This window comes from Roseiterribacter gracilis, assembly GCA_018332375.1.
GTDB lineage: Bacteria > Pseudomonadota > Alphaproteobacteria > BOG-932 > Roseiterribacteraceae > Roseiterribacter > Roseiterribacter gracilis.
In genome coordinates this window covers 20,764-47,264 of record BOPV01000001.1, presented here as the reverse complement: position 1 = coordinate 47,264, position 26,501 = coordinate 20,764, and the positions used below count along the sequence as shown (strand labels likewise).

At 64.3% G+C, this 26,501-nt stretch carries 27 protein-coding genes; 12 read left to right on the top strand and 15 right to left on the bottom strand.

Annotation, left to right across the window (positions count from 1 at the left end):
• Positions 1-12: 12 nt before the first annotated feature.
• The 8 genes from galU (at position 13) to TMPK1_RS00280 (ending at position 8,690) form a co-directional block, all read left to right on the top strand.
• Positions 13-885 (top strand): UTP--glucose-1-phosphate uridylyltransferase GalU, encoded by an 873-nt coding sequence (gene galU / locus TMPK1_RS00315; protein WP_420240715.1) that lies wholly within the window; start codon positions 13-15, stop codon positions 883-885.
• A 12-nt stretch (positions 886-897) separates the two neighbouring features.
• On the top strand, positions 898-2,268 hold the full coding sequence (locus tag TMPK1_RS00310) for a UDP-glucose dehydrogenase family protein (protein WP_420240713.1): 1,371 nt from the start codon (positions 898-900) through the stop codon (positions 2,266-2,268).
• A gap of 49 nt (positions 2,269-2,317) precedes the next feature.
• Positions 2,318-3,697 carry a phosphoglucomutase/phosphomannomutase PgmG gene (gene pgmG / locus TMPK1_RS00305; protein WP_420240711.1) on the top strand — a complete coding sequence of 460 codons (1,380 nt, stop codon included), beginning with the start codon at positions 2,318-2,320 and terminating at the stop codon, positions 3,695-3,697.
• The gene (locus TMPK1_RS00300) at positions 3,697-4,194 is read left to right on the top strand and encodes an Ivy family c-type lysozyme inhibitor (protein ID WP_420240710.1); all 498 of its coding nucleotides are present in this window, start codon (positions 3,697-3,699) and stop codon (positions 4,192-4,194) included. Before pgmG ends, TMPK1_RS00300 begins: the two co-directional genes overlap by 1 nt.
• An 88-nt stretch (positions 4,195-4,282) precedes the next feature.
• Entirely contained in the window at positions 4,283-6,940 is a 2,658-nt protein-coding gene (locus tag TMPK1_RS00295; protein ID WP_420240708.1) for an ATP-binding protein, read from the top strand.
• Complete coding sequence (locus TMPK1_RS00290; protein ID WP_420240706.1) at positions 6,937-7,323, top strand: response regulator; 387 nt, start codon at positions 6,937-6,939, stop codon at positions 7,321-7,323. The genes TMPK1_RS00295 and TMPK1_RS00290 overlap by 4 nt, the downstream gene beginning before the upstream one ends.
• A 6-nt stretch (positions 7,324-7,329) precedes the next feature.
• Positions 7,330-8,142 (top strand): transporter, encoded by an 813-nt coding sequence (locus TMPK1_RS00285; RefSeq protein WP_420240704.1) that lies wholly within the window; start codon positions 7,330-7,332, stop codon positions 8,140-8,142.
• A gap of 146 nt (positions 8,143-8,288) precedes the next feature.
• Positions 8,289-8,690 (top strand): response regulator, encoded by a 402-nt coding sequence (locus TMPK1_RS00280; RefSeq protein WP_420240702.1) that lies wholly within the window; start codon positions 8,289-8,291, stop codon positions 8,688-8,690.
• Here TMPK1_RS00280 and TMPK1_RS00275 read toward each other — a convergent pair.
• The 5 genes from TMPK1_RS00275 to TMPK1_RS00255 all read right to left on the bottom strand — a co-directional run bounded on the left by TMPK1_RS00275 (position 8,687) and on the right by TMPK1_RS00255 (position 11,210).
• Positions 8,687-9,355: an aquaporin gene (locus tag TMPK1_RS00275; RefSeq protein ID WP_420240700.1), complete on the bottom strand. Its 669-nt coding sequence runs from the start codon at positions 9,353-9,355 to the stop codon at positions 8,687-8,689. The genes TMPK1_RS00280 and TMPK1_RS00275 overlap by 4 nt on opposite strands.
• Positions 9,356-9,362: 7 nt before the next feature.
• Entirely contained in the window at positions 9,363-9,797 is a 435-nt protein-coding gene (locus tag TMPK1_RS00270; protein ID WP_420240698.1) for an ArsI/CadI family heavy metal resistance metalloenzyme, read from the bottom strand.
• The gene (locus tag TMPK1_RS00265) at positions 9,794-10,165 is read right to left on the bottom strand and encodes an ArsR/SmtB family transcription factor (RefSeq protein WP_420240696.1); all 372 of its coding nucleotides are present in this window, start codon (positions 10,163-10,165) and stop codon (positions 9,794-9,796) included. The genes TMPK1_RS00270 and TMPK1_RS00265 overlap by 4 nt, the downstream gene beginning before the upstream one ends.
• Positions 10,166-10,220: 55 nt before the next feature.
• On the bottom strand, positions 10,221-10,613 hold the full coding sequence (locus TMPK1_RS00260; RefSeq protein WP_420240695.1) for a VOC family protein: 393 nt from the start codon (positions 10,611-10,613) through the stop codon (positions 10,221-10,223).
• A gap of 207 nt (positions 10,614-10,820) precedes the next feature.
• Positions 10,821-11,210: a hypothetical protein gene (locus TMPK1_RS00255; RefSeq protein WP_420240693.1), complete on the bottom strand. Its 390-nt coding sequence runs from the start codon at positions 11,208-11,210 to the stop codon at positions 10,821-10,823.
• A gap of 210 nt (positions 11,211-11,420) precedes the next feature.
• Between TMPK1_RS00255 and TMPK1_RS00250 the strand changes: the two genes are divergently transcribed.
• On the top strand, positions 11,421-11,678 hold the full coding sequence (locus TMPK1_RS00250; protein WP_420240692.1) for a helix-turn-helix domain-containing protein: 258 nt from the start codon (positions 11,421-11,423) through the stop codon (positions 11,676-11,678).
• A 155-nt stretch (positions 11,679-11,833) separates the two neighbouring features.
• Here the strand turns inward: TMPK1_RS00250 and TMPK1_RS00245 are convergent, their stop codons facing one another.
• The 7 genes from TMPK1_RS00245 to TMPK1_RS00215 all read right to left on the bottom strand — a co-directional run bounded on the left by TMPK1_RS00245 (position 11,834) and on the right by TMPK1_RS00215 (position 20,685).
• Positions 11,834-12,523: a response regulator gene (locus tag TMPK1_RS00245; protein WP_420240691.1), complete on the bottom strand. Its 690-nt coding sequence runs from the start codon at positions 12,521-12,523 to the stop codon at positions 11,834-11,836.
• Entirely contained in the window at positions 12,523-15,180 is a 2,658-nt protein-coding gene (locus TMPK1_RS00240) for a sensor histidine kinase (RefSeq protein ID WP_420240690.1), read from the bottom strand. Before TMPK1_RS00240 ends, TMPK1_RS00245 begins: the two co-directional genes overlap by 1 nt.
• A gap of 9 nt (positions 15,181-15,189) precedes the next feature.
• Complete coding sequence (locus TMPK1_RS00235) at positions 15,190-15,792, bottom strand: K(+)-transporting ATPase subunit C (protein ID WP_420240689.1); 603 nt, start codon at positions 15,790-15,792, stop codon at positions 15,190-15,192.
• Between the two features lie 192 nt (positions 15,793-15,984).
• Positions 15,985-18,018 carry a potassium-transporting ATPase subunit KdpB gene (kdpB, locus tag TMPK1_RS00230; protein WP_420240688.1) on the bottom strand — a complete coding sequence of 678 codons (2,034 nt, stop codon included), beginning with the start codon at positions 18,016-18,018 and terminating at the stop codon, positions 15,985-15,987.
• 16 nt (positions 18,019-18,034) lie between these two features.
• Complete coding sequence (kdpA, locus tag TMPK1_RS00225) at positions 18,035-19,732, bottom strand: potassium-transporting ATPase subunit KdpA (protein WP_420240687.1); 1,698 nt, start codon at positions 19,730-19,732, stop codon at positions 18,035-18,037.
• A gap of 1 nt (position 19,733) precedes the next feature.
• The gene (gene kdpF, locus TMPK1_RS00220) at positions 19,734-19,823 is read right to left on the bottom strand and encodes a K(+)-transporting ATPase subunit F (protein WP_420240686.1); all 90 of its coding nucleotides are present in this window, start codon (positions 19,821-19,823) and stop codon (positions 19,734-19,736) included.
• A gap of 7 nt (positions 19,824-19,830) precedes the next feature.
• Positions 19,831-20,685 carry a transporter gene (locus TMPK1_RS00215; RefSeq protein ID WP_420240685.1) on the bottom strand — a complete coding sequence of 285 codons (855 nt, stop codon included), beginning with the start codon at positions 20,683-20,685 and terminating at the stop codon, positions 19,831-19,833.
• Positions 20,686-21,016: 331 nt separating this feature from the next.
• On the opposite strand from TMPK1_RS00215, the gene TMPK1_RS00210 reads away from it, so the two are divergent.
• Genes TMPK1_RS00210 through TMPK1_RS00200 form a run of 3 tightly spaced genes read left to right on the top strand, consistent with a single transcriptional unit; the run spans position 21,017 to position 21,751 of the window.
• Positions 21,017-21,193, top strand: coding sequence for a hypothetical protein (locus tag TMPK1_RS00210; RefSeq protein ID WP_420240684.1), 177 nt, complete (start codon positions 21,017-21,019; stop codon positions 21,191-21,193).
• A gap of 1 nt (position 21,194) precedes the next feature.
• Positions 21,195-21,398 (top strand): hypothetical protein, encoded by a 204-nt coding sequence (locus TMPK1_RS00205; RefSeq protein ID WP_420240683.1) that lies wholly within the window; start codon positions 21,195-21,197, stop codon positions 21,396-21,398.
• Positions 21,383-21,751: a hypothetical protein gene (locus TMPK1_RS00200; protein ID WP_420240681.1), complete on the top strand. Its 369-nt coding sequence runs from the start codon at positions 21,383-21,385 to the stop codon at positions 21,749-21,751. Before TMPK1_RS00205 ends, TMPK1_RS00200 begins: the two co-directional genes overlap by 16 nt.
• On the opposite strand, the gene TMPK1_RS00195 is transcribed toward TMPK1_RS00200, so the two are convergent.
• The 3 genes from TMPK1_RS00195 to TMPK1_RS00185 form a co-directional block, all read right to left on the bottom strand.
• Positions 21,690-23,996, bottom strand: coding sequence for a hybrid sensor histidine kinase/response regulator (locus TMPK1_RS00195; RefSeq protein ID WP_420240680.1), 2,307 nt, complete (start codon positions 23,994-23,996; stop codon positions 21,690-21,692). The genes TMPK1_RS00200 and TMPK1_RS00195 overlap by 62 nt on opposite strands.
• A 78-nt stretch (positions 23,997-24,074) precedes the next feature.
• Complete coding sequence (locus TMPK1_RS00190) at positions 24,075-24,791, bottom strand: ATP12 family chaperone protein (protein ID WP_420240679.1); 717 nt, start codon at positions 24,789-24,791, stop codon at positions 24,075-24,077.
• A complete protein-coding gene (locus TMPK1_RS00185; protein ID WP_420240678.1) occupies positions 24,788-26,491 on the bottom strand; it encodes an AsmA family protein in 1,704 nt (567 codons plus the stop codon). Before TMPK1_RS00185 ends, TMPK1_RS00190 begins: the two co-directional genes overlap by 4 nt.
• Positions 26,492-26,501: the final 10 nt, after the last annotated feature.

Sequence of the window (26,501 nt, the reverse complement as noted above, 5' to 3'; positions counted from 1 at the left end):
TACAGGTTTCCCATGAAGTTTCCGCCCGTTCGCAAGGCCGTCTTTCCAGTCGCCGGTCTCGGCACCCGTTTCCTGCCCGCCACCAAGGCGATGCCCAAGGAGATGCTGCCGCTGGTCGACAAGCCGCTGATCCAGAATGCCGTCGAAGAAGCGCGCGCCGCAGGCATCGAAGAATTCGTCTTCGTCACCTCGCGCGGCAAAGACGTGCTCGAAGATCATTTCGACCTGCATCCCGAGCTGCGCGAGAATCTCGAACGCCGCGGCAAGAAGGCTGAGCTGGCGATGCTGGCCGATACCGAAATCGGTTCGGGCCATCTCTATTTCACGCGCCAGCACGCGCCGTTGGGCCTCGGCCACGCGGTCTGGTGCGCGCGTCACGTGATCGGCAACGAGCCGTTCGCGGTGCTGCTGCCCGACGTGGTGGTTCTGTCGGACAAGCCCTGCCTGGCCCAGATGATCGAGGCGTACGACGAGCTTGGCGGCAACGTGATTGCGGTCAACGAAGTCCCGCACGAACACACCAACCGCTACGGCATTCTGAAGCCGGGCATCGAAAAGGGCCGCGCGGTCGAAGTGCTGGGCCTGGTCGAAAAGCCAAAGCCCGAAGAAGCGCCGTCAAACCTCTCGGTCACCGGCCGCTATATTCTGCAGGGCGACGTGTTCGAACATCTCGACCGCCAAGAGGCCGGCGCCGGCGGTGAAATCCAACTGACGGACGCAATGCTGCGTCTCGTCGGGAAGCAACCTTTCCACGGATACAAGTTCGACGGACAGACGTTCGACTGCGGCGACAAGATTGGCTTCCTCGAGGCCAACGTCGCGTTCGCGTTGAAGCGGCCTGAGATGGCGGACAAGCTTCGCGCGTGCCTGAAGCAACTTCTCTAAGCGGAGAACGCCATGCGCATCGCCGTCATCGGCACCGGCTATGTCGGACTCGTCTCGGGTGCCTGCTTTTCTGAATTCGGCACCGAGACGACCTGCGTCGATCTCGACCAGACCAAGATCGAGCGGCTGAAGAAGGGCGAGATTCCGATCTACGAGCCCGGCCTCGAAGATCTTGTAGCCAAGAACGCGAAAGCGGGCCGTCTCAACTTCACCACCGAAATTGCCAGCGCCGTGGCGGGCGCGTCGGCCGTGTTCATCGCAGTCGGCACGCCGTCGCGCCGCGGCGATGGCCATGCCGATCTGAGTTACGTCTACGCCGCTGCCAAAGACATCGCGCGCAACCTCACCGGTTATACGGTGATCGTGACCAAAAGCACGGTGCCGGTCGGCACGGCGCGCGAAATCGAACGCATCGTGCGCGCCGAACGGCCGGATGCGGATTTCGACGTCTGCTCGAACCCCGAGTTTCTGCGCGAAGGCGCGGCCATCACCGACTTCATGCGGCCCGACCGCGTCGTCATCGGTTGCGAAAGCGACCGCGCCCGCGAAGTGATGCGCCAGCTCTACCGGCCGCTCTATCTGATCGAAACGCCGATCGTGTTCACGACGCTCGAAGCGTCGGAACTGATCAAATACGCGGCCAATGCGTTTCTCGCGACCAAGATCACCTTCATCAACGAGATCGCCGATCTGTGCGAGAAGGTCGGCGCCGACGTGCACGACGTTGCGCGCGGCATCGGTCTCGACGGGCGCATCGGCCGCAAATTCCTCCATGCCGGTCCCGGCTATGGCGGTTCGTGCTTCCCCAAAGATACGATCGCGCTGGTGCGCACGGCCGAAGAACACAACAGCCCGGTTCGCATCGTCGCGGCCGTCGTCGAAATCAACGACAAGCGCAAACGCCAGATGGCCGAACGCATCATCGATGCGGGCGGCGGCGACCTGACCGGCAAGACGGTCGGCATTCTTGGCGTGACGTTCAAGCCCAACACCGACGACATGCGCGACGCGCCGTCGCTCGACATCATTCCCGCGCTGCTCAAAGCCGGCGCGCGCGTGAAGGCCTACGACCCGGTCGGCATGCACGAAGCGGAAAAGCTTCTGCCCGGCGTCGAATGGGTGGAGGACGCGTACAAGGCGGTCGAAAACGCCGACGTTGCCGCGATCCTCACCGAGTGGAACGAATTTCGCGCGCTGCAGCTGCCGCGCGTTGCCGAGATCATGAACCGGCCGGTGCTGGTCGATCTGCGCAACGTCTACAACCTCGCCGACATGGCGCAGGCCGGATTCGAATATCATTCGATCGGCCGCCCGGCCGTGCTGCCGGACGCGCGTCTCGCGACGTCGGACGGCAAGATCGTTGAATTGAAGGCGCGCGCGTAACGGCGCGCCTTCGTTTTCCCAAACCAAGAAAAACACGGACCTGGATCTCATGACCGCGCACGACTTTCACCCCACCGTTCTTCGCGAATACGACATTCGCGGCATCGTCGATCAGACGCTGTCGACCAAAGACGCGACCGCGATCGGACGCGCTTTCGGCACGATGGTCGGCGGCGCGGGCAAAACGATTTGCCTCGGCTATGATGGGCGCTTGTCGTCGCCGAGCTTGGCGGCAGCCCTTGCCGAAGGCCTTCTTTCGACCGGCGTGAATGTGAAGCGTGTCGGCTTGGGTCCGACACCGATGCTGTATTTCGCGGTCAAGCATCTGCAGGCCGACGCCGGCATCATGGTGACGGGTAGCCACAACCCGTCCGACTATAACGGCTTCAAGATGACGCTCTACACGGGCCCCGTGTTCGGCGAAGAGATCTTGAAGCTCGGCAAAGTCGCAGCGAGCGGCAAGTTCGCGACCGGCAAAGGCGAGATCGAAGACCTCGATATCCAGGACGTGTATGTCGAGCGTCTGCTGAAAGACTATGAAGGTCCGCGCGACCTCAAAGTCGTGTGGGACGCGGGCAACGGCGCCACCGGCGAAATTCTGCGCCGCTTGGTCAAGAAACTCCCGGGCACGCACACGCTGTTGTTCGATGACATCGACGGCAAATTCCCGAACCATCATCCCGATCCGACGGTCGAAGAAAATCTCGTCGATCTGAAACGCGTCGTCGCCGAGAAGGGCGCCGATCTCGGCATTGGTTTTGACGGCGACGGCGACCGGATCGGCGCCATCGACGGCAAAGGCCGCGTCGTGTGGGGCGATCAGTTGCTGGCGATTTACGCGACCGAGGTGCTGGTCACGCATCCCGGCGCGATGATCATTGCCGACGTCAAAGCGAGCCAGGTTCTGTTCGACGAAATCAAACGTCTCGGCGGACAGCCGCTGATGTGGAAGACCGGCCACTCGCTGTTGAAGGCGAAGATGGCCGAGACCGGTTCGCCGCTCGCGGGCGAGATGTCAGGTCATATCTTCTTCGGCGACAAATGGTATGGCTTTGACGACGCGCTCTATTGCGGCGTGCGTCTTCTGTCGCTGGTGTCGAAGTCGGGCAAGCAACTTGCCGATCTGGTCGACACGCTGCCGAAAGTCTTCAACACGCCCGAGACGCGCTTTCAGGTCGATGAAAGCCGGAAGTTCGAGGTCGTCAAAGAAGTCAAACAGCGCCTGCTCGACGCCAAGGTCGAGGTCAACGACATCGACGGCGTGCGCGTGAAGACGGACGACGGCTGGTGGCTGCTGCGCGCGTCGAACACGCAGGACGTGCTGGTCGCGCGCTGCGAAGCGTCGAGCGAAGCCGGTCTCGACCGGTTGAAGAAGCTGCTGACCGCACAACTGAAGCAAAGCGGCATCAACGCGCCGGCGAACTTCTGATGCGCCGCGCTGCCTGGTTGATTCTTGCCGCGCCGCTGCTGCTTGCAGCGGCGCCGGCCAAGACTTGGCCGGGCAATATCGAGCGTTGGCTCGATAAATATCCAAGCGAGAAGATCGGCGGCAGCGATTTACTGGCGCAGCGCGGCTTTGCACAGGGCGTTACAAAACTCGTCGGCGCCGACTCATTACGCAAGATGCGGACGATCTGGATGACCCAGTCGCCGGTCACGCGCGACGGCGATCTGTTTTTGGTCCAAGCCTGCCGCACCCATTCCTGCACCGTCGCGAATTACGCCGTGGTGATTGATAAAATCCACGGCGTCGTCGCGGTCTGCCTGGCCTACAACGACGGCAGCGGCCTGGCGAAGACGTGGTCCGGCCCCGACGGTCGCAAGCCACGCACCACCCACGAAAGCGACATGCAGTACGGCTGCTCGGGCGAGCCCAAGCGACTTTTCGACGAGGCCAAGGCGTTCGCGCTGCAAACGCCGGGCTGAGCTTTTTTCACACGCGAGTTGCGTCCTCCCCACTCTCAGGTCAGGCTCACGTCAAGAAGCCGAGTGACCTCGCGGAGTGTCGGAAAAAATGCGCTTCACAATCGGCCGCAAGCTTTGGCTGGGTTATGCCTTCGTCATCAGCATGATCCTGCTGATCTTCGTCATCGCGCTCGTTTTCAACTACCGCAACCGCGAGACGATCAATGATCGCGAACGATCGGACGGCTTCGTCCGGCAGATCACGGCGCTGCGCACCAACCTGCTCGACGCGGAAAATTCGCAGCGCGGCTTTCTGATCACCGGCGACCAAATCTATCTCGCGCCGTATGGCGATGCGGTCGAACGGTTGCGCGACGACATGGCGACATTGAACCGGCTGGTCGCCACCGCTGCCCCTGGCCAGGCCGCGCGCATGCAGACCGTCAACGAACTGATGGGCGCCAAACTGCAACAGATGGCGCAACTCGTCACGCTGCGCCGCGCCACCGGCTTTGACGCAGCGCGCGACGGCTTGCGCGACGAAGACAGCATTCCGTTGGCGGTGCGCCTACGCGGTGCGATCGATCAGCTTGCAACCGGCGAGCGTCTCTACCGGACGATCACGGATGCACGGTTCGAAAGCGAACAGGCGCTGTGGCGTAGCGGCATCTGGGTCACCTTGGGTTCGATCTTCGTGCTTGGTGCGGCCGGCGCCTTCTTCCTGCAACGCACGCTGACGCGGCGGCTGCGCCGTCTTGCGCAAGCGGCCGAGCGGTTCGGCCAAGGCAAACTCGACGAACGCGTTGCGGTCGGCGGCAACGACGAGATCAGCGATCTCGCGCGGTCGTTCAACCAGATGGCCGAAGTAAAAGCGGTGCAGCGTCGCGCATTGGAAGCGCGCGAAACCCAGTTGCGCACCATCTTCACCAACGCCGCCGACGGTATCCTAACGGTCGACGGCGAGGGTCTGATAAAGGACGTCAATCCCAGCGCCGCGATTGCGTTTGGGCGCGACGCGAATCTGATGCGTGGCGAAAAGGCGAGCCGCTTTTTTGCCGAAGAGGAAGAACGTCTGTTCCAGATCGTGCGCGAACAGCTTGCCGATCCAGGCCACCGCCCGCGCGAGCTGACGATCAAACGTCCTGGCGGCGCCACCGTGCCGGTCGAAATGACGATGCAGCGCACCTTGCACGACGACAAGCCGGTGGTGATCTGCATTCTGCGCGACATCACCGAGCGCAAGCGCGTCGACCAGCTCAAAAACGAATTCGTCTCCACCGTCAGCCACGAGCTGCGCACACCGCTGACCTCGATCAACGGCTCGCTCGAACTGGTGCTGGGCAACGTCACCGGCGAGGTCCTGCCCGAAACGCGCGCGATGCTGACGATCGCGCAGAACAACTCGCGCCGGCTGGTGCGATTGATCAACGACATTCTCGACATCGAGAAAATCGAATCCGGCCACGTCGCCTTCGACTTCCGCCAATTGTCCGTGGCCGATGTGGCGCGCAGCGCGATCGACGCCAATCGCGGCTACGGCGAACGGTTCACCGTCGGGCTGGAGCTGCTGGGCGGCGACATCGACGCGAACATCTACGGCGACAGCGACCGCCTGCAGCAGGTGCTCGCCAATCTTCTGTCGAACGCGATCAAGTTCTCGCCCACCGGCGGCACCGTGCAACTGGCGCTATCGCGCATCGGCGACGCAGTTCAGTTCCAGGTCCGCGACCAGGGCACCGGCATTCCGCCTGAATTCCAGGGACGGATCTTCGACAAATTCGCCCAGGCCGACGCATCGGACTCGCGTCAAAAAGGCGGCACGGGTCTCGGCCTGTCGATCGCGAAAAGCATCGTCGAGCGGCATGGCGGTACGATCGGCTTCACCACCTCGCCCGCCGGCACCGTGTTCAGCTTCACCCTGCCCGAGCTTCCGGCTGCAACGGCGGCGCCGGTTGCCGCTTCGGTGAGCGCGAATGCCGGACCGCGCGTGCTGATCTGCGAAGACGATTCTGATGTCGCCAACCTGCTGCGCATGATGCTGCGCCAGGGCGGCTACGAGGCCGACATTGCGCGCACCGCAAGCCAGGCCAAGGTGATGCTGAACGAGCATGCCTATGCGGCGATGACGTTGGATTTGATTCTGCCCGACCAGGACGGCATTTCGCTGATCCGCGAACTCCGCGCGCGCGAAGCAGGCTCGTCCCTGCCGATCGTCGTGGTCTCGATCGAGGCGACCGAACGCGCCGCCGAATTGAATGGCGAGCTCAATGGCGACGTCGTCGGCATCGTCGATTGGATCCAGAAGCCGATCGACCAGACCCGGCTGATCGAAAGCATTCGTCGCGCCACCTTCACGCCCGATCGCACGCCGCGCATCCTGCATGTCGAAGACGATCTCGACATTCTGCGCGTGACCGAAGTCGTGTTGCGCGACGTCGCCGAAATGGTCAGCGCAACCAGCCTCGCCGAGGCCAAGTCGCTGCTGCGCAGGAACCGTTACGACCTGATCCTGCTCGACATCACGCTCGGCGACGGATCGGGGCTGGAGCTGCTGCCCTTGCTGCATGGTACATCCGGCGGCGCCGGGGGTGACACGACACCGGTCATCATCTTCTCGGCCGATGAAATGCCGCGCGATATTTCCCGCGCCGTCAGCGCGGCTTTGGTCAAGTCGCATACGTCGAACGAACAATTGTCCCGCACGATCGAACGCATGATCGAACGCGGCGGACAGATCCGCACCGTGCACCAGGCAGGCACGGCATGAAGCCGCTCAAACGCATCCTCTATATCGAGGATGAAATCGACATCCAGACCGTGATGCGCATGTCGCTGGAACGGCTGGGCGGGTTCGAACTGCTGGTCTGCAACAACGGCATCGATGCGGTTGCGAAAGCGCCGGGTTTCGCGCCCGACCTGATGCTGGTCGATGTGATGATGCCGGGCATGGACGGGCCAACCACCGTGACCACGCTGCGCACGATGGAAGAGTTCGCGACCACGCCGGTCGTCTTCATCACCGCCAAAGTCCAGCCGCACGAGGTCGCCCGCCTGCGAGAGCTCGGTGCCATCGACGTAATTTCGAAACCATTCGATGCCATGACCTTGCCCCAGCATCTGCAGTCGCTATGGAGACTGCATACGGGGTGAGTTTGCATGCGTGTCGTTGCAGTTGGTTTTGCTTGCGTCCTGCTTGCGTCTTCGGCCTTTGCGGCGGACGACGGGCTGCGCGATTTCTCGACCGACCGGCCCAACAAGTCGTCGTCCGCAACCACGGTCGATGCGGGCCACTGGCAGGTCGAAAGCGATCTGTTCAACTGGTCGCGTTCTTCAGATCCTGACTTCGTCCAGCGCACCATGTCGACCGTGCTGCCGACACTGAAGCTGGGCGTCACCAACAACACGGATATCGAGCTGACGCTGCCGACGCGCGTCTGGGTACGCAATACGTTCCGCAGCGGACGTACGAGCTTCTCCTGGAGCACGCGCGGCTGGAGCGACATTACGCTGACCGGCAAGCTGAACCTGCTCGGCAACGATGAAGGCGACGTCGCGATCGGCATCGCGCCCTACGTCAAACTGCCGACCGGCAGCACGGGCATCTCCAACAAGCAAACCGAGTTCGGTGTCTATGCGCCGGTGACGTGGAAGCTCGACGAAGACTGGTCGCTCAGCGTCCAGTTGCAGCTCGATGCGCTGGCGTCGGACAACAATCCGGACAAGAAGCGCTTCAACGCGCAGACCTTCGTGCAGTTGAGCTATGCAATGACCGACAGCATCGTTCTGTCGGTCGAACATTACGCCGCGCACAAATTCAACGACGGCACCGGCTCGGCGATTCAGACCTTCGATCTGGCCGCTGCATGGTTGGTCCAGCCTGACCTCCAGTTCGATATCAGCGCCTACCTGCCGCTGAACAAGGCAGCGCCCGACCTGGTGGTGATTCTGGGCGTCTCCAAACGATTCTGACCGATCGGTCAGGTTCGGGCGCCCCGTATATCCGGGTGCCGACCGAATCTATCCCTTCGGATACCAGTCTATCCGACTGCAGAGTCGCGGCACCGGGGTGGCACCCCTATCCATCGGGCTCCCCGCTGCTCCCGAGGAATCGCCCGATGTGTGACATTCTACTGGTTGAAGACGACCACGACTTTGCGTCCTTCGTTCTGCTCGCGCTGGTGCGCGAAGGACATCGCGTCACCTGGGCACGCGACGGCGGTGAAGCAGAGGTGCTGCTCAAGGCGCGCAACTGGAAGCTGGTCATCACCGACATGTTCATGCCGGTCGGCGATGGGTTCGACGTGTTGCGCGCGGTCGAAGCGCACGCACCTGCGGCGCATGTGATCGCCATGTCGGGCGGCCCGAGCGACGTGCAACGGATCGACTATCTGCGCGCGCTGGGAAAGATCCACGCGGTCGACGCGACCTTGTACAAGCCGTTCACGAAGGCGCAGTTGACCGAGACGGTCGAAACGCTGCTGGTCGCGCCCACCGAGTGCTGCAAGTTGGCTGCTTAATCGGCGCGCCGCTCGAACCAGGCAAACAGGCTGACGGCGGCAACGCCGCCCACACACTGCGCCAGACAGAATGGCGCCACGTCTTCTGGACGGATCCCTGCAAAACTCGTCGTCAATGCGCGCGCAAGCGTCACCGCCGGATTGGCGAACGACGTTGACGAGGTGAACCAGTAGGCGCCGGTAATATAGGCGCCGACCGCATAGGCAACGGCCGGACGGCCCTGCGCGCGGCACCCAAAAATAACCGCAAGCAAACCGAAGGTCGCGATTGCTTCGGCCAGCCACTGCGCACCGCCTTCGCGCGGCTTGATACCGAGCTGCAGGATCGGCAGCGCAAACATACCGTGCGCAAGCCAGACGCCCACGATCGTGCCCGTCACCTGCGCCGCCATGTAGGCCAACGCACGCGGCCATCGCATTTCCCGGCGCAGCACCGCGGCCAAGGTTACGACCGGATTGAATTGCGCGCCCGAGATCGGACCGAACGCCAGGATCAGCGCGATCAGCGCACCGCCCGTCGCAATCGCATTGGCCAGCAGCGCAAGCCCCGCCTGCTCCACGAACAACCGCTCGGCCATGATGCCAGAGCCGACGACGGCGATCAGCAGAAGCGCGGTGCCGGCGAACTCAGCGACCGCCGCGCGGCGTGCATCGTGGATCAACAAGCGCGGATCAGTTGCAACAGGTCTTTTTCAGCGACGGCTGTTCGCCTTCCAGCTCGTGCGCGCGGTCGCCATACCAGGTCTGGCTGTCGCCGCTGGTCAGAAACGTTTCCCACTCGACGCCGGCCGGATCGGCGATCCAGCTCTTTTCCGACTTGGCGTAGCAGCAGGTCACCGCACCTTCTTCGCGCACCGCGCCGTCGGCTTGCTGCAACCGTCCATAGACTTCGCGCAGCTCGTCAGCGGTTTCGACCTGAATGCCAAGATGTTCGATGCCCTGCGCATGTCCACGGCTGGAGATCGCGAAATTCACGCGCGGATCGTCGAGCATCCATTTGGCATAGTCGGATTCGACACGCGTCGGCTGGGCCGCAAACAAGGTCGAATAGAATCCGATCGCTTTCGACAGATCGTCGACCGCAACATGTACATGCAGGCGTTTCATCGCGTGGTCTCCTTTGCCTTGCGCGTTGATTTCTTCGGGCTGCTGCAGGACGCGGCGCGGCCGAGATCGCCGCAGATCTCGGGATGGCCGTTGCAGCAATCTTCGGTGAGGAACGTCAGCAGCGCGCGCGTGCCGTCGAAATCGGCGGCGTAGACGATCGACCGCTGCTGCCGGGTCGAGCGCAGCAAGCCGGCGCGTTCGAGATGGGCGAGATGAAACGACAAGGTCGAGGGCGCGACGCCGAGATGCGCCGCGATCTCGCCCGCAGCCAGACCGCTCGGTCCCGCTTTCACCAAGGTCCGGAACACGTCCAGGCGCGTTTCCTGCGCCAGGGCGCCCAAAGCCGTTACTGCATCTGCCGTTTCCATATTTCGAGAATTATCGAAATAAAGACCGGAGTCAAGCGGCAATCGACCTGGCTGTTTAGGTTGGCTTGTCGTCCTGCATCAGCCGCGACAGCCAGCCGATGCGCACAAGCAAGCCGTCGGGACCTGCGATCCCGACTTCGTACAGGCCCCATTCGCGATGCCGCAGAACGCCGCCGGGGCGGATGATCAGATCGTCGACGCGTGCAGCGATGGCATCGACATGGGGCGTGCGAATGAAGACGCCGAACGGGTTGTGCTCTTCCGGCACGCGCCACGGTCCGGTGCCTGCCTGGGTCAGATGCAGCTCGCAGCCCCAGCCCTGCAGAATGACGTACTGCGCGTCACCGCCGACGCGCGCGAAGCCGAGCCGCTCCCAGAACGGGATCGCCGCCGGAAGGTCGTTGTGCGGCACGATCGCGAACGCGCCCACGGTTGTCGGGATCGGCATCGTGGATCTCCTTGGTAGGTCGTCTTGGCGTCGGCACGCTCCTTAGCACGGCGTCGCCCCGTGTCACCGCAGACCAATCGTAACGCTCGGCGACGGCGGTCTAACCATGCACGTCATGCCCGGGCTCGACCCGGGCATCCACGCGATTGGTGAGTCACACGTAGCGTGGATGCCCGGCGTGAAGCCGGGCATGACGAACGGGGGATGTTACGCCGACGCCGCAACCAACCGCGTCAGGTCATCCAGCACCGACCGCAGTTGCGGCCACGGTGGATTGGGGTCGGTCAGCGACGGTGACTCACCGCGAATGGCAACGGCCAGCTTCGCCGATGCACCTTCATACGACTGCGCCGCCGTCGCGAAGATCGCGCGGCCAAGGATTTCGAGATCGTCGGCGATCCGGTCGCGCACCTTCGCCGCTGCAATGTATTGGCGCTGGGCTTCGGGCCGTTCGTCGCTGGTTTCGCCCAGGTCAAACACGCGTTGCTCGTATCGCGAAGCAAGCTTGGCGTTCTCTTCCAACCGGTCGCAGTTGCTCTGCCACAGCACGCACATCGCCAGGGCGCGATCGTCATTGGGTTTGGGGCGCTCGGTCATTGGCGCCCTCCCCGGCCGGCATTCGGGGTATGGCGCAAAGCGCGCATAGTTCGGGTATTCTCGGAATCAGCCATGATCCAAGCACTCCTTGGTTTGTGGTCAGGCCGGGCGGGGTGTTCACGCACCTCGTTCGGCCGCCGCGATTAGCGACATCAGCAGATTCCCAAACTTGGGATAGCCGGTCAAGAACAAAAGCGGAAAGACGCTACTTTGTCGGAAGCAGTTTCACGGCCACGACGACTCTTCGGCCACAACCTTCGTCGCCTTCGTACGCGGGCAGGCTTGTCTCAGGTCGCACTCGGCGAACTCACCGGCGTAAAACCCGCGCGCATCAGCGAATACGAGAGCGGCTTGTATGCTCCGACGATCGACATGCTCGAACGATTTGCCGATGCGTTCGACGTTCCGATCGCTGCGCTGTTCGACGAAACCGACTTCGACGAAAAACCAAAGCGTAAGAAACGCTGACCGTCATGCCCGCCCTTGCGGCGGGCATCCACGCTACTTGTGACTCACCAATCGCGTGGATGCCGGGGTCAAGCCCGGGCATGACGTGGTTAGGTTGTAGCGACAAAGGAAAGGCGCAGCGGCGGATAAATGGATCCCTGCTTTCGCAGGGAATATTACGGCGCCCGCAACCGATACCCCACACCCGGCTCGGTCAAAATCAGCCCCGGCCGCGCCGGATCACTTTCCAACTTGCGGCGCAGCTGGCGCATGAACACACGCAGATACTGCGCGTCGTCGTAGGCTGGGCCCCAGACGGCGCGCAGCAGATGTTTGTGCGTCAGCACCTTGCCCGCGTGCCGCACCAGTTCGGCAAGCAGGTCATATTCTTTGGGCGACAGATGCACTTCTTCGCCGCGCGTCCAGACATGGCGATGGACGAGATCGACTTTCAGATCGCCTGCTTCGAAGATCGGTGTCGTGCCCTGCGCCTGCAGCCCGTGACGCAGTGCGGTTTTCAAACGCGCGATCAACTCGTCCATGCCGAACGGTTTGACCACGTAGTCGTCGGCGCCAAGTTCGAGCGCTTCGACTTTGCCGCGCTCGTCGTCGCGCACCGACAGGACCACGATCGGCGTGGTGCGCTCAGCGCGGATCTTGCGCACGACCTCCAGCCCGTCTGCGTCGGGCAGGCCCAGATCCAGCACGATCACGTCGGGCTTTTCGCGCGCCGCTTCGGCCAGCGCGCCGGCGGCCGTGTCGGCTTCGACGACGTCGTAGCCTTGCGCGGTCAGGCTGGTGCGCAAGAAGCGGCGGATGGCAGGCTCGTCATCGACGACCAGCACTTTGGTCGGGCGTGGCGACATTATTGCGACACCGGAAGACGCACGACGAAATGTGCGCCGTTGGCTGACTCGACCGCCTTGATCGTGCCGCCCATCGCTTCGACGAAGCCGCGGCAGATCGCAAGGCCAAGACCGGTGCCGGCGCGGCGGCGGTCGCCTTCGCGCACGCGGTAGAATTTGTCGAACACGCGTTCGAGGTCGGCGGCCGGAATGCCGGGCCCGTTATCTGCCAGATCGATCTGCACCACGTCTCCGTCCCTGCGCGCGGTGATCGTCACCAGCGGCGCGGTCTGCTCGTCCGTCACGGCATATTTGGCCGCATTGTCGAGCAGGTTGACCAGCACTTGCTCCAGCAACAGATAGTCGCCGCGGACCGCAGGCAAATCCCCTTCCGGCGCAAAGCTGATCCGTGACGGATCGAGCACCGGGCGGACGCGCTCCAGCGCCGTTCCCACGACCTCTTCCAGATCGACCGCGTCATGCGCCGCGTCGATCGTGCCCGATTCAAGCCGCGTCATCGCCAGCAGGTTCGAGATGAACCGGTTCAGCCGTGCGGCTTCTTCTTCGACCGTGCGCAGCAGCTCGTCGCGCTGGGCCGGGTCGTAACTGTCGCCATAGCCGCGCAGCGACGACACCGCGCCGGTGATCGACACCAGCGGCGTACGCAAATCGTGGCTGATCGAGGTCAGCAGCGCCGCACGCAACCGTTCGGTTTCCGCTTCAAGGCGCGTTGCTTCGACCTTGCCCGCCAAGCCGACACGTTCGATCGCCGACGCGGTCTGATCGAGCAGCGTTTCCAGCAGACGACGACGATCGGGCGACAGCAATTGCCCGGGTGCATCGCGATCGATACCGACGACCGCAACCACGGCACCGCCGACGATCAGCGGCAGAAACAACCGCTTCGCACCCGGCAAGGTGTCGGCGTCGCGTCCGGCGGGACGTGCATGCGCGAAGCTCCAGCGCGCCGCCGCCATGTCGGCTGCATCGATCGTGTCTTCGGGCGGGAAGCCGGCTGCAACGCGCAGGCCGTCGCGATCGGGCAACAGAAACACCACGCGCACGTCGAGCGCTGAGGCGATCTGCACCGAGGCGGTCCACAGCAAATCGTCGAGTGCGACGACGCCAGCGATTTTACGGCTGAAGGCATAGAGCTCGGCCTGGATGCGCGCCTGGCGCCGCGCCGAGACCGCATGCATGCGTTGCCGCGCCGATAGGTTCGACACCAGCACCGCAACGATGAAGAAGAAAAACAGCGCGACGATGTTTTCCGGTTCGGTGATCGTGAATGTGTAGATCGGTGGCAGGAAAAAGAAGTTGTACGCACCGACCGACAACACACAGGCGAACAAGGCCGGCCCGCGCCCGCCGATTGCTGCGGCGGCAACGACCGCGGTCAGAAAGGCCAGCGACACGTTGAGCGCCGAGGTGAAATGTTCGATCACCAGCCCGACGCCCAGTGCCGCCGCAACCAGCAGCACCGAAGCAGCCCAGGCGGTTGCACGCGGCGGCTCGACTTCGATCTGGCGCGTGCCGCGTTCGGGTTCGGCTGCGTCGGCGGCGATCAGATGCACCGAGACGGGTCCGGCGCGGCGCACCAGCTCGTGCACGGTCGAGCCGAACACGCGTTCGATCCAACGGCCGCGCGTCGAGGCGCCCAGCACGATCTGCGTCACGTTGTGATCGCGCGCATAGGCGAGGATCTCGTCGACCGCGCTTTGCCCCGGCACCGACAACGCGGTGCCGCCCAACCGTTCCGCAAGACGCAACGCCTCGTCGAGGCGCGCCTGCATCTTGGGTCCGATTGCGCGATGCGTATCGACATGGATCGCGGTCAGTGATGCGTGCAGCCGGTCGGCCAGCAGCTTGGCCGCACGCACCAGCGCCGCCGGATCGCGTGCGGGCGACAAGGCGACCAGCACATGTTCGCCCGCAGCCCACGGCCCTTCGACCGCGTGGGCGCGCATCCAGCTTTGCATCTGCTGGTCGACGCGTTGCGCAGCGCGACGCAGTGCCAGTTCACGCAGCGCGGTCAGATTTCCGGGCTGGAAGAAATTGGCCAGCGCGCGCTCGCCGCCCGCATCGGCGACATAGACTTTGCCTTCGCGCAAACGCTGCATCAGGTCGTCGGGCGGCAGATCGACCAGCTCGATTTCGTCGGCGCGATCGAGGATTGAATCCGGCACGGTTTCGCGCACGCGCACGCGCGTGATCGACGCCACCACGTCGTTCAGGCTTTCGACATGCTGCACATTCATGCAGCTCCACACGTCGATGCCGGCAGCCAGCAGCTCTTCGACGTCCTGGTAGCGTTTGGGATGGCGGCTGCCGGGCGCGTTGGTGTGGGCCAGCTCGTCGACCAGCACCAGCGCCGGACGCCGCGCCAGGATCGCGTCGAGATCCAGCTCGTGCAGCTTCACGCCGCGATGTTCGATCTCGCGCCGCTCGATCACTTCCAGCCCGGGCAGCAGCGCCTCGGTCTCGGGGCGCGCATGGGTTTCGACCACGCCGATCACGACGTCGACGCCGTCGCGCCGTTTGGCCCAGGCGTCTTCGAGCATCTCGTAGGTCTTGCCCACGCCCGGCGCGGCGCCGAGATAGATTTTCAGCTTGCCGCTACGCTCGCGCGCAGCACGCTCCAACAAGGCGTCGGGGGACGGGCGGCGATCGTCCTTCATCACCCTCGCCTACCCTGTCAGTGCATCGAGCGCCAGATTGAGCTTCAGCACGTTGACGCGACGTTCGCCGATCAGGCCGAACAAGCGGCCTTCGACCGCGTCCTCGACCAGCCGGCGCACGCGCGCCTCGTCCAGCCCGCGGGCCTTGGCGACGCGCGGTACCTGGAACAACGCACCGGCGGGCGTGACATGCGGATCGAGACCGCTGCCGGTGGTCGTGACCAGGTCGACCGGCACTTTGGCGCCCGGATTTTCCGCTTGCAGCTTGGCGACGTCGTCCTGCACGCGCTCGATCAGCGCTTTCGAGGTCGGGCCCGCATTCGACGCCGAACTGTTGGCCGCGTTGTACGGCGCCGGCACGGTTTTGGTCGCATCGTTCGGATCGGTTGCCGTCGTTGCCGATGGACGTCCGTGAAAATAGCGCGCGCTGTCGAAATTCTGCCCGATGATCTCGGCGCCGATCACCTTGCCGTCGCGCGTCACCAGACTGCCGCCCGCCTGATACGGGAAAGCGAGCTGTGCGATGCCGGTGATCGCATAAGGATAGGCGACGCCGGTGAGCAAGGTCAGGACTGCGAAGACGAAGATGGCGGGACGAAGTTGGTTCAGCATAGTTCTGTTCTTTGAGTCACAAGGAAGATTCAACGCCAAGGCGCCAAGTACGCCAAGGCGCGCCAAGAGAACGAGTCCGCGAGCGCAGCGAGCAATAAAACTTGCGCCGCAGGATTTGGTACGCGCTTCGCGCGCGGGAAACCTCTTGGCGAAACTTAGCGTCCTTGGCGTCTTGGCGGTTGATCATAGTCATCACGCCAACCCCACCGCGCGAACGACGAGGTCGACCGCCTTGATGCCGATGAACGGAACGACGACGCCGCCGACGCCATAGACGAGCAAGTTGCGCGTCAGCAGCGAAGCGGCACTTTTCGGCGTGTAACGCACGCCGCGCAGCGCCAAAGGGATCAGCGCCACGATGATCAGCGCGTTGAAGATGATCGCCGACAGGATGGCGCTTTCGGGCGAGCCTAGCCGCATGACGTTCAGCACGTTCAACTGCGGATAGATGGCCGCAAACATCGCAGGGATGATCGCGAAATACTTGGCCACGTCGTTGGCGATCGAAAACGTCGTCAGCGAACCGCGCGTCATGAGCAACTGTTTGCCGATGCCGACGATCTCGATCAGCTTGGTCGGGTCGCTGTCGAGATCGACCATATTTCCCGCTTCGCGCGCCGCCATCGTGCCGGTGTTCATCGCCACGCCGACATCGGCCTGCGCCAGCGCCGGCGCGTCGTTGGTGCCGTCGCCGCACATGGCGACCAGCTTTCCTTCGGCCTGTTCCTTGCGGATCAGCGCCAGCTTGGCTTCGGGCGTTGCCTCGGCGAGGAAATCGTCGACGCCCGATTCCGCCGCGATGGCAGCCGCGGTCAGCGGATTGTCGCCCGTGATCATCACGGTGCGAATGCCCATGCGGCGCAATTCGGCGAAGCGGTCGCGAATGCCGCCTTTGACCACGTCTTTCAAATGCACGACGCCCAGCACGCGTGCTTCGTCGCTGACCACCAGCGGCGTACCGCCGGCCTTGGCGACGTCGCTGACCGCCTGCTCCACGTCGGCAGGCACGCGGAAGTTGGAATGCAGCGACCGCACCCAGCCATAGACCGCGTCGGCTGCACCTTTGCGGATGCGGCGCTCGCCGATATCGACGCCGCTCATGCGGGTCTGCGCGGTGAAGGGCACGAAGCGCAGCGTGTCGCCGCCAAGCTCGCGCCCGCGCATGCCGAACCGCTCTTTCGCTAGCACGACGATCGAACGGCCTTCGGGCGTTTCGTCGGACAGCGAAGCCAACTGCGCCGCCTCGGCCAGCGCGACTTCACCTTCGCCGATGGCGGGAATGAAGGCGACCGCGACGCGATTGCCGAGCGTGATCGTGCCAGTCTTGTCGAGCAGCAGCGTATCGACGTCGCCGGCTGCTTCGACCGCGCGGCCGCTCATCGCCAGCACGTTGAAGCGCACGAGCCGGTCCATGCCCGCAATGCCGATCGCCGACAACAACGCGCCGATCGTGGTTGGAATGAGCGTCACGAACAGCGCCACCAGCACGATCACTGGCACGCTGCCGCCGGCATAGGCGGCGAAGCTGGGGATCGTCACCGTCGCCAGCACGAAGATCAGCGTCAGGCCCGCGAGCAAAATGTTCAGTGCGATCTCGTTGGGCGTCTTCTGCCGCTCTGCCCCTTCGACCAGCGCAATCATGCGGTCGATGAAGGTCGAGCCTTGCGCCGCAGTGATGCGCACGACGATCCGGTCCGACAGAACGCGCGTGCCGCCGGTGACGGCCGACCGGTCGCCGCCTGATTCACGGATCACCGGTGCCGATTCCCCGGTGATCGCGCTTTCGTCGACCGACGCGACGCCTTCGATGATGTCGCCGTCGGACGGAATCAGCTCGCCGGCGACAACGACGACGCAGTCGCCTGGTTTGAGCTGCGTTGCCGGGATCTGCTCGGTGCGACCGACGAGACGCGCCATCGCCTCGGTGCGGGTCCGGCGCAACGTCGCCGCCTGTGCCTTGCCGCGCCCTTCGGCGACGGCCTCCGCAAAATTGGCGAACAAGACGGTGAGCCACAGCCAGACCACCAGCTGCGCCTGGAACAGAATGCTTTGTCCCGCAACCGCATCGCGCACGGTCAGCACGGTCGCCAGCGCGGCCACGACCGCGACGACGAACATCACCGGATTGCGCGCCAGTGTGCGCGGATCGAGTTTCTGGAATGCACCGCCAACGGCCGGCGCCAGCAAGGCGGGGTCGAGCAGCGAGGTACGACGCTTCGGCGCCATGATCTTCCTGTCCTTCTCAGTAAAGCGTGCCGGCCTGCATCGCGAGATGCTCGACGATCGGACCGAGTGCGAGTGCGGGAAAAAATGTCAGGCCGCCAACGATCAGGATGGTCCCGACCAGCAGCACCACGAACAGCATGCCGTGCGTCGGAAACGTGCCCGACGAAGCCGGCACGATCTTCTTCGCCGCCAGCGAACCGGCGATGGCCAGCATCGGCAGGATGACGAGAAAGCGGCCGATCAGCATCGCGATGCCGATCGAGTAATTGTACCAAGGCGTGTTCGCCGACAGGCCCGCGAAGGCGCTGCCATTGTTCGCTGCACCCGACGTGTAGGCGTAGAGCATCTCGGTGAAACCGTGCGGACCCGCATTGGCGAGACCGGCCAGGCCCGGCTCAATCACCGACGCGATGGCGGTGAAGCCGAGCATCGCCAACGGCAGGCACAGGATGGCGAGGATGGTCATCTTGACCTCGCGCGCTTCGATCTTCTTGCCGACATATTCGGGCGTGCGCCCGACCATCAAGCCGGCGATGAAGATCGCGATCACGACGAACAACAACATGCCGTAGAGCCCGGCGCCGACGCCGCCGACGATGATCTCGCCCAGCATCATGTTGATCAGCGGCACCATCCCGCCCAACGGCGTGAAGCTGTCATGGAACGCATTGACCGCGCCGCACGACGCGTCGGTGGTCACGGTTGCGAACAGCGCCGACGCGGCGATGCCGAAACGCACCTCCTTGCCTTCCATGTTGCCGGCGCTTTGATCGACGCTGAATTGCGCGAAGGCCGGATTGCCCGCCGACTCCGCCGAATAGGCCAGCGCAACGCCGCCCAGCCACAAGGCCGCCATCGCACCCAGAATCGCCCATCCCTGGCGCTGGTCGCCGACCATGCGGCCGAACGTGTTGGTCAAACCGGCGCCGAGACAGAAGATCAGCACCATCTGCACCAAGTTCGACAGCGGCGTCGGGTTTTCGTACGGGTGCGCCGAGTTGGTGTTGAAGAAGCCGCCACCGTTGGTGCCCAGCATCTTGATCGCCTCTTGCGACGCGACCGGACCCTGCGCGATTTGCTGGGTTGCACCTTCCAAGGTCGTCGCATCGACATAGGCGCTGAAATTCTGCGGCACGCCCTGCCACACGAACAGCAGTGCCGCGACGATCGACAGCGGCAGCAGCACGTACAAGGTGCCGCGCACCAGATCGACCCAGAAATTGCCGATCGTTCCCGACTGACGGCGGGTAAAGCCGCGCGCCAACGCGATCGCCAGCGCGATGCCGACCGCCGCCGACGCGAAATTCTGCACCGTCAGTCCGACCATCTGGGTCAGGTACGACATGGTCGTTTCGGGCGTGTAGGACTGCCAGTTCGTGTTGGTGACGAAACTGACCGCGGTGTTGAACGAATTGTCGACGCTGTTGTTGCCGAGCCCCATCGGGTTCAACGGCAACGACGCCTGAAACCGCTGCAACAGATACAGCGCGACGATCGACACGGCGCTGAACAGCAACATGCCGGCGGCATAGGCCGTCCAGTGCTGTTCGCGCCGTTCGTCGATGCCGGCAAGCCGGTAGATGCCGGTTTCAAGGATCCCAAGAAACCGGCGTTTGCCTTCGAACACGGCGTGCATCCACGCACCCAGCGGGCGCGTGACCAGCACGATCAGCACAGCGAAGAGTGCGATCTGCAGCCAACCATTGATCGTCATGTCAGAACCGCTCCGGCCGGATCAGCGCGTAGATGAGATACAGGGTGATGCCGGCGCTGACCGCGCCGGCGAGGATGTAATCGAACAGCATCGTTCCCTCAGAAACGCTTCGAGATGCCGACATAGGCGTTGAAGTTCGGCGCCGCCTTGTTGAGCGGCGCATACCAGGCAGCGTCGAGCTGCAGGTCGTCGCCGAGATTCCACGCCACGGCGAAGTCGGCCGTCTGCACCGTCGACGCGTGATCGCCGAATTTGTGCTGCGTGTAATATTCGAGCGACAGGGTCACCGTGTCGGACGCGGCGTAGCTGAAATTGGCGAAGGTCTGCGCGTTGAAACGGCGCTTGTTCGGATCGGCCGAACTGACCAGCGAGTCGCCCTGGACCATCAGCACCAGCGACCATTGATCGTCGAGTTTGATGCCGAACGGTGCGTAGGCGCCGTATTCGTATTTCTTGTTCGAGATGCCGGTATCGCCCGACGGAAACTTGACATAGGGCACGATCGCCAGCGCGTAGTCGCCGTCGTCATTGCCGAACAGATTGACCTTCACCCGCGCCTGCACGTCGGTCCAGCCGCGCACCGTGGTGCTGGCGCCGCCGCTCTTGGTGCTGATCCAGGCGTAGGTCGGCACGACGACTTCCAGGTCGCTGTCATTCGTCAGGCCCAGCTTCACCGTCGGCGCGACGCTGGTGATCTGCCGCGTCGCCGTTCCGTTGGCGCTGTCGCGCGCGACGTTGAACAGATCGCTTTCGATCTGCCAGTGACCCGCATCGACCGTGTAGGGCGACGAAGATTTGTTCGGCCGGTCGGTCGAAAAGCCGCGCAGCAGATCGGTCGGCGTCGGATTGAACAGCGTGAAGCCGCTCTTGTCGGGCGCTTCTTCGGCAGCAGCGGCGACAGTCAACAAAGCCGTCGTGCCGGCAAGCAACACGCAGCGAAAAACGCGAAGCATCGGATCCTCAATTCAGGCGAGCCGCAAACCGAAGCGGCACGTATCCGAACAAAGGTCGGCCTGGCGTAGGGATCGAGGTGGCGCGCGGGCGATCCGCATAAGGATTTCATAAAGGCGCGAGGCAAACCGGGCCGGTGCTTGCACGATGCAGTCCAGTCATGCAGATGCGCCGCAGATTTATGAAATGCTTATGCGCAGGCGCTGCGATCGGCATGGCGCCTTGCGCGCAGCCGTCCGATCTCTGGCCTGTCGATGAAGGCGGCGCCCGTCGAATCCAAGACGCGAGCGCGCCGCGAAACACCGGGCAACCATGGGACGTTTTGATTCATCTGTGGCGGCAAACGAACGTGTCGTCGTAACCGCGCAAAACAATGGCGTGTGGCGCGTCGAATTCGACGGCGGCCGATCGGGCGGATCGTTCAAAAGCTGCAAGGCCGCCTTGGCCTATGCCGGCGACCTGGTCGACCAGCATCCGGGCGCCGGCATCCGGCTGCAGCCGGGAGGTTGAGATGCGCGCCCGCCTCGCCCGTGCTGCCTTGCCGATCGCCGTGATCGCCACCGCGATCTGGTTCGTCATCGCCACAACCCAAGCCGACGCGCCGCGCGCCTTCGTGCAGGCGATCGTGGTCGGCGTCGCGCTCTATGTCGTGCTGCACGAAACCGCTCGGCCGCTCGACCAGTCGCGCCGCTCTGTGTCGTGGCGCCGCCGCTGACGCAAACGCAGGGTGCCGCGTTTTACGGCGCCCTGCTCGCCTGCGTACGACAGGCCGAATCTGACGGCTATGCCGAGCTGCCGTTGCAGCCCGCCGACGCGAGCGACCTTGGCAAGGCAGTCGCCGTGCTGCGCGGCTTCGCCTTTCGCGTGCGCTTCGCCTTTCGCGCAACGCCGGTCGCGATCGCGACGCTGCAGCTGCGCGAATGTTGCGACGGCTGGCCGGTCGAATTGGTGCAGCTCGATCCGCCGCCCGCTTCGATCGTGCTGGTGGCGCAACGGCGCCAGGGGCTTATCGCTGCAGCAGCGACTCCAAAGCTGCAATCAGCTCGTTCGGCCGGTACGGCTTTTTAAGCAGCGGCCAGCCGCGCGGATCGCCGTCGCGCATATAGCCCGTGGTCAGCAACACGCGCAGGCCGGGCCGCATCGCAACCGCATGCTCAGCCAGGCGTACGCCGTCCATGCCGCCCGGCATCACGACGTCGGTAAACAGCAGATCGACTTCGACGCCAGCGCCCAGCATCGCCAGCGCTTCGGCTGCATCCGACGCGGTGCGCACGGTCAGGCCGCGTGCACGCAACGTGTCGACCACGGTTTCGCGGACCGCCGCGTCGTCTTCGACAACCAGGATCACGCCGCCATCGGGTCCGTCTGCGAGCGGCGCCTCGGCCGCATCGTCACGTACATCGCCCGCTTCGGCAGGCAGATAGAGATGCACCGTGGTGCCGTGCCCTGGCGACGTCTCCAATTCCACCGCACCGCCCGATTGGCGCACGAAGCCGTAGACCTGGCTCAAGCCAAGTCCGGTGCCCGCACCCATTGCCTTGGTGGTGAAGAACGGTTCGAACACGCGGGCGGCAACTTCTGGCGTCATGCCCGTGCCGTCATCGCGCACGGTGATGCGTACATACGTGCCGGCATCGAACACGCCGTCGGGCAGGTTGCGTGGCTGGTCGATCTTGGCCATCGCAGTTTCGATGCGCAGCCGCCCGCCATCGGGCATCGCATCGCGCGCATTGATCGCGAGATTGAGCAGTGCGGCTTCGAGCTGGGTGGGATCGACCCGGCACGGCAGCATGTCGGGCGCGGTCGTGACCGTTACGGTCACGGTTTCGCCGACCGCACGCTGCAGCAACGGTTCGAACTCGCGGATCAGCAGATTGGCCGACAGCAATTCGGGCTGCAGCATCTGCCGCCGCGAGAACGCCAGAAGCTGTGCGACGAGACGCCGGCCGCGTTCGGCCGCGCCCAACGCCAGCCGCGCCGAGCGATGCACGCGCGCAGGATCGGACGCGCCGCGTTCGATCAGATCCAGATTGCCGATCAGCACGGTCAGCAGATTGTTGAAGTCATGCGCGATGCCGCCGGTCATCTGGCCGATCGCTTCCAGCTTCTGCGATTCCGCCAGCGCGCGTTCGGCGATACGCCGCCGTTCCTGCGAGCGTTCCAGCTCGGCGCTACGCTCGGCGACGCGCGCTTCGAGCGTTTCGTTCAGCGCGCGCAAAGCGACCGTCGCAGCGTCGCGTTCGGCACCATGTTGCTGGATCAGGCGCGCCGCGTCGCGCATGCGCATCCCCACTTCGTCGATCTCGCGCACGCCCGGCGTCGGCAAGGGCGGTTCGCGCCCCTCGCCCAGCGCCGCAGCACCGTCACGCAAGGTCGCCAGCGGGCGCGTGATGCGGCGACCCGACCAGATGGTGATGCCGGTGCTCAACACCAGCAGCAACGCGAAGATAAGGCCCGACAAATACAGCGCCTGGACGCGCGGCGCGTCGATCAGCGCGTCGGGCACGCCGACCACGACGACCCAATCGCTGAGCGAGGATTTCTGGATCGCGTTCAGCACCGGAACGCCGTCGCGATTGACGTTGGGAAACAAGCCCGACGGATTTTGGCGCAGGCGCTGCACCAGATCGGTGCGGCCGGGTTCGCCCGCTGCACGTGCATTGTCGCGGCTGCGCGCGATGGTGATGCCGTTGCCGTCGAACAACGCCGCCGACCAGTTCGACGGCAGTCGTCCGTCTTCAAACACCTTGGCCCAGGTCGGCAAGTCCATCGCCGCCGAGATCACGTAGCGGACCTCGCCGTCGATCTTCACCGGCACGTCCAAGGTCACGCGCGGCTCGCCCGTTAGCGCGCCGGTGAAGACGTTGGAGACCGAGACGTCGCCATTCAGCGCACGGCGCGACGACTCCACACTCAACCGCCGCGGCAGCGCGGTGCCGTACGCAACGCGCGTATTGACCAGCTGCTGCCCGGTGCGATCGGTGACGACGAAATTGGTGCCGTCGAGCTGGCTGATCTGTTTGGCCTGACGGTGGAAGGCGGCGAAGTCGCCGCGCACCAACATCTCGGACGAGGCCAGCACCCGCAGCGACGCCCGCGTCGCGGCAAGCTGGCGATCGGTGACGCTGGCGATCAGGCGCGCGACGTCGCGACTATCCTGTTCCAGCTCGGCGCGCGCGGCACTGGCGCTGCGCCAGATCAGGAACAGCGTGAAGCACCAGACCGGCAGCAGACCCAACACCAGCAGCAACGCTAGGCGCGCGCGCAGCGAACGGCTGCGCTCGGTCGACCGGAGCTGTACGGAGGGAGACATCGTCACTGGCGCAGCATGCCGGGCAGCTACGGTCGTATCCAGCCCCGGGCGCGCTGCGGCCCGCGCATTGACACTGTGTTAGCTTCGGCCGATTCCGGCGGGCGCATCGCCGAGCAGATCGAGAAACCGGCGCGCCGCATCGAGATCCGACGCAACGCCTTCGCGCCGTGCCCGCGCGATCGGGTCTTCGCCCCAGCGTTCGATCTGAAAACTCTCATCAAGCTCGGCAACGGAAAATGCCTGCGCCGCGCCAATCCGGCCCGCGACCAACGCCAGCGCAACCACGATCGAACCGGTGGCCGCGGTCGCAGCCTGTAGAGCGGTCAGACGCCAATCATCAAAGCCGCGCACGATGTCGGCCAAACGTTCGAGCATCGCAGGATCTTGCGGCGCGTGAATTACGCCCTCGGCAACGTTGAGCCGCACGCCGTAGCGCCGATCGAGCCAGTCGAGCAGCGGCTGCCACGACGCACGCTGGCGCTGCGCCAGTTCGGGCGGTTCTTCGGTGCGATAACAGACGAGATCGGTTTCGGCGTAGCGCAGCAAGGTGGTGATGATTTCTTCGCGTTGCGGCGCCACGCGATCAAGCGCAGTCGAGGCAAGTTGCGTCAACGGCATGGCGGTCGGATCGACCTCCTCGCCTTTCGCCATCGAATCCCATTCCTGCGCCACCGCATCCGTCAGCGCCGGCGTCGGCAGCGAAAGCGCGCGCCGTCCCGGCGTGCGCACGGGCCGCCCATCCAGCGTGACGCCGGTATGGTTGGTGGTTTCGACCTTGTTCCAGACGCGTTTCATTTCTTATTGCCGAAAAGAGATTTGCCGAGATCCTGCAAAAGCTGTTTGCCCTGCTCGATTGGTTTCTGCGCTGGTTGTTGCTGCTGTTGCGGCGCGGCTTCTGCCGCCGGTGCGCGCGACAGCGCCACGACGCACGCATTCTGGCCCGCAATCGGTTGCACGTCCGGGACGCCACTCGCCGTCGCGTTCTTCTGTTTCGCCAGCAGCGCAACCGCGGTGCCGATCAAACCCGCTTCGTCGGCCTTCACCGACGGCGCGCCGAGCGGACCGGTGACGCGCACCGGCGTTGCGATCTTTTCCAGCGCGTTGGTGTGCGGGCGCGGCCGCAACACCAGATCGATCCGGTCGTTCGGCAGATCGATCGTGCCGGTCGCTGCAACCGTTGCCGCAGCCGTGTCGGCGAGGAAGCGATCGAAATGCGCGACGCCGTTGGTGAAGTTGGCGCCGACGACGGCGCAAGTCAGACGGCGCGCTGCGTCTTTCGGCACGCCCGGCAGCATGCCGACGATCGCCTGCCCGCCCCATAGATCGACAAACTCGTTGGCGAGTTGGCCTTGACCCGCAACCACGTCGAACCGTCCGCCGAGCGTCCGTTCGATTGCCGCCGCGTCGCTGCCGCGCGCGGTTAGATTGGCGCTGACGTCGGCGCGTCCTTCGGCCGGCGGCTTGGCGCCCAACGCACGCAGCAATTCGTGATAGGCGATGTTGTCGCCCTTCATCTGCAACGCGACCGCGGCCGGCGTCGGTTTCGGATCGTAGGTGATGGTGCCGGTGAAATCGTTGCCGGCCAGCTTTGCCTTCACCTGTTCCAGCGTGTAGCCGGCGCCACCGGTGGTGAGACGCGCCGACAGGGACAGCGGCCCAGCCGCCGGCAACTTGCCGCCGGCCAACGCATCGAAGCGCGACAGGCGATCGGCTTCGATCGCCAGCGCGCCGCCGATCCCTTGTCCTGACAGCGGCTTGTCGGCGCGGCCGTCGACCGTGATCCACGCATGGTCGAGTTTGAGTTCGAGCTTCACCGGCCACGGTTGATCGTGCAGCAACGCGTCGAGCGTGCCGCCGGCGAGCTTCACCTGCAGCGGCGCATTGTCGACCGTCGCATCGGCGTCGAGATGGACCGGCGCATTCACTTCGGCCGAGGCGGTGACGCGTTTGATCGCCAGCACGCGTTCGCGACCTGGCACACGATAGGTTAGTTTCGAGTCTTTGAGTTCGACCGATGCGATGTCGAGCTTGGCTTCGTCTTTCGCTTCGATCGTGACGCCCTTGGGCGGCTTGCTGTCGGTGCTGGCTTTGGCCGCTTTTCCCAATCCGTCCCAGCTTGCGCGGCCGTCGGCGTTGCGTTCGAGATTGACTTCGGCGCCTTCGATCTTGACCGATTTGACTTCGAACCGTTGGTCGGCGAGCGCGCGCAACCCGACGGTCAGCGACACGCTTTGCGCACGCAGCAGGTCGGGCGACTTGGCCCAGTCGGGATTGGCGATGCGCACGTCGGTGATGGTGACGCCCGGCGACATCGACGGCGAAATCGAAATCGGGCCGGCCAAGGTGACTTTGCGGCCGAGCGCTTCGCTGGCGCCCGCTTCGATTTTGGGGCGCCAACGTTCGACGTCGAGCGCGCGCACGACATAGACGACCCCGATGATCACGCCGATGCACAGCACGGCGATGCTCAACAACACCCAACGGAATGGCGACATCGCTTTTCGC

Coding starts and splice junctions, on each gene's coding strand:
- galU (WP_420240715.1), top strand. CDS start 13: ATGAAGTTTCCGCCCGTTCGCAAGGCCGTCTTTCCAGTCGCCGGTCTC.
- TMPK1_RS00310 (WP_420240713.1), top strand. CDS start 898: ATGCGCATCGCCGTCATCGGCACCGGCTATGTCGGACTCGTCTCGGGT.
- pgmG (WP_420240711.1), top strand. CDS start 2,318: ATGACCGCGCACGACTTTCACCCCACCGTTCTTCGCGAATACGACATT.
- TMPK1_RS00300 (WP_420240710.1), top strand. CDS start 3,697: ATGCGCCGCGCTGCCTGGTTGATTCTTGCCGCGCCGCTGCTGCTTGCA.
- TMPK1_RS00295 (WP_420240708.1), top strand. CDS start 4,283: ATGCGCTTCACAATCGGCCGCAAGCTTTGGCTGGGTTATGCCTTCGTC.
- TMPK1_RS00290 (WP_420240706.1), top strand. CDS start 6,937: ATGAAGCCGCTCAAACGCATCCTCTATATCGAGGATGAAATCGACATC.
- TMPK1_RS00285 (WP_420240704.1), top strand. CDS start 7,330: ATGCGTGTCGTTGCAGTTGGTTTTGCTTGCGTCCTGCTTGCGTCTTCG.
- TMPK1_RS00280 (WP_420240702.1), top strand. CDS start 8,289: ATGTGTGACATTCTACTGGTTGAAGACGACCACGACTTTGCGTCCTTC.
- TMPK1_RS00270 (WP_420240698.1), bottom strand. CDS start 9,797: ATGAAACGCCTGCATGTACATGTTGCGGTCGACGATCTGTCGAAAGCG.
- TMPK1_RS00265 (WP_420240696.1), bottom strand. CDS start 10,165: ATGGAAACGGCAGATGCAGTAACGGCTTTGGGCGCCCTGGCGCAGGAA.
- TMPK1_RS00260 (WP_420240695.1), bottom strand. CDS start 10,613: ATGCCGATCCCGACAACCGTGGGCGCGTTCGCGATCGTGCCGCACAAC.
- TMPK1_RS00255 (WP_420240693.1), bottom strand. CDS start 11,210: ATGACCGAGCGCCCCAAACCCAATGACGATCGCGCCCTGGCGATGTGC.
- TMPK1_RS00245 (WP_420240691.1), bottom strand. CDS start 12,523: ATGTCGCCACGCCCGACCAAAGTGCTGGTCGTCGATGACGAGCCTGCC.
- TMPK1_RS00240 (WP_420240690.1), bottom strand. CDS start 15,180: ATGAAGGACGATCGCCGCCCGTCCCCCGACGCCTTGTTGGAGCGTGCT.
- TMPK1_RS00235 (WP_420240689.1), bottom strand. CDS start 15,792: ATGCTGAACCAACTTCGTCCCGCCATCTTCGTCTTCGCAGTCCTGACC.
- kdpB (WP_420240688.1), bottom strand. CDS start 18,018: ATGGCGCCGAAGCGTCGTACCTCGCTGCTCGACCCCGCCTTGCTGGCG.
- kdpA (WP_420240687.1), bottom strand. CDS start 19,732: ATGACGATCAATGGTTGGCTGCAGATCGCACTCTTCGCTGTGCTGATC.
- kdpF (WP_420240686.1), bottom strand. CDS start 19,823: ATGCTGTTCGATTACATCCTCGCCGGCGCGGTCAGCGCCGGCATCACC.
- TMPK1_RS00215 (WP_420240685.1), bottom strand. CDS start 20,685: ATGCTTCGCGTTTTTCGCTGCGTGTTGCTTGCCGGCACGACGGCTTTG.
- TMPK1_RS00205 (WP_420240683.1), top strand. CDS start 21,195: ATGCGCGCCCGCCTCGCCCGTGCTGCCTTGCCGATCGCCGTGATCGCC.
- TMPK1_RS00195 (WP_420240680.1), bottom strand. CDS start 23,996: ATGTCTCCCTCCGTACAGCTCCGGTCGACCGAGCGCAGCCGTTCGCTG.
- TMPK1_RS00190 (WP_420240679.1), bottom strand. CDS start 24,791: ATGAAACGCGTCTGGAACAAGGTCGAAACCACCAACCATACCGGCGTC.
- TMPK1_RS00185 (WP_420240678.1), bottom strand. CDS start 26,491: ATGTCGCCATTCCGTTGGGTGTTGTTGAGCATCGCCGTGCTGTGCATC.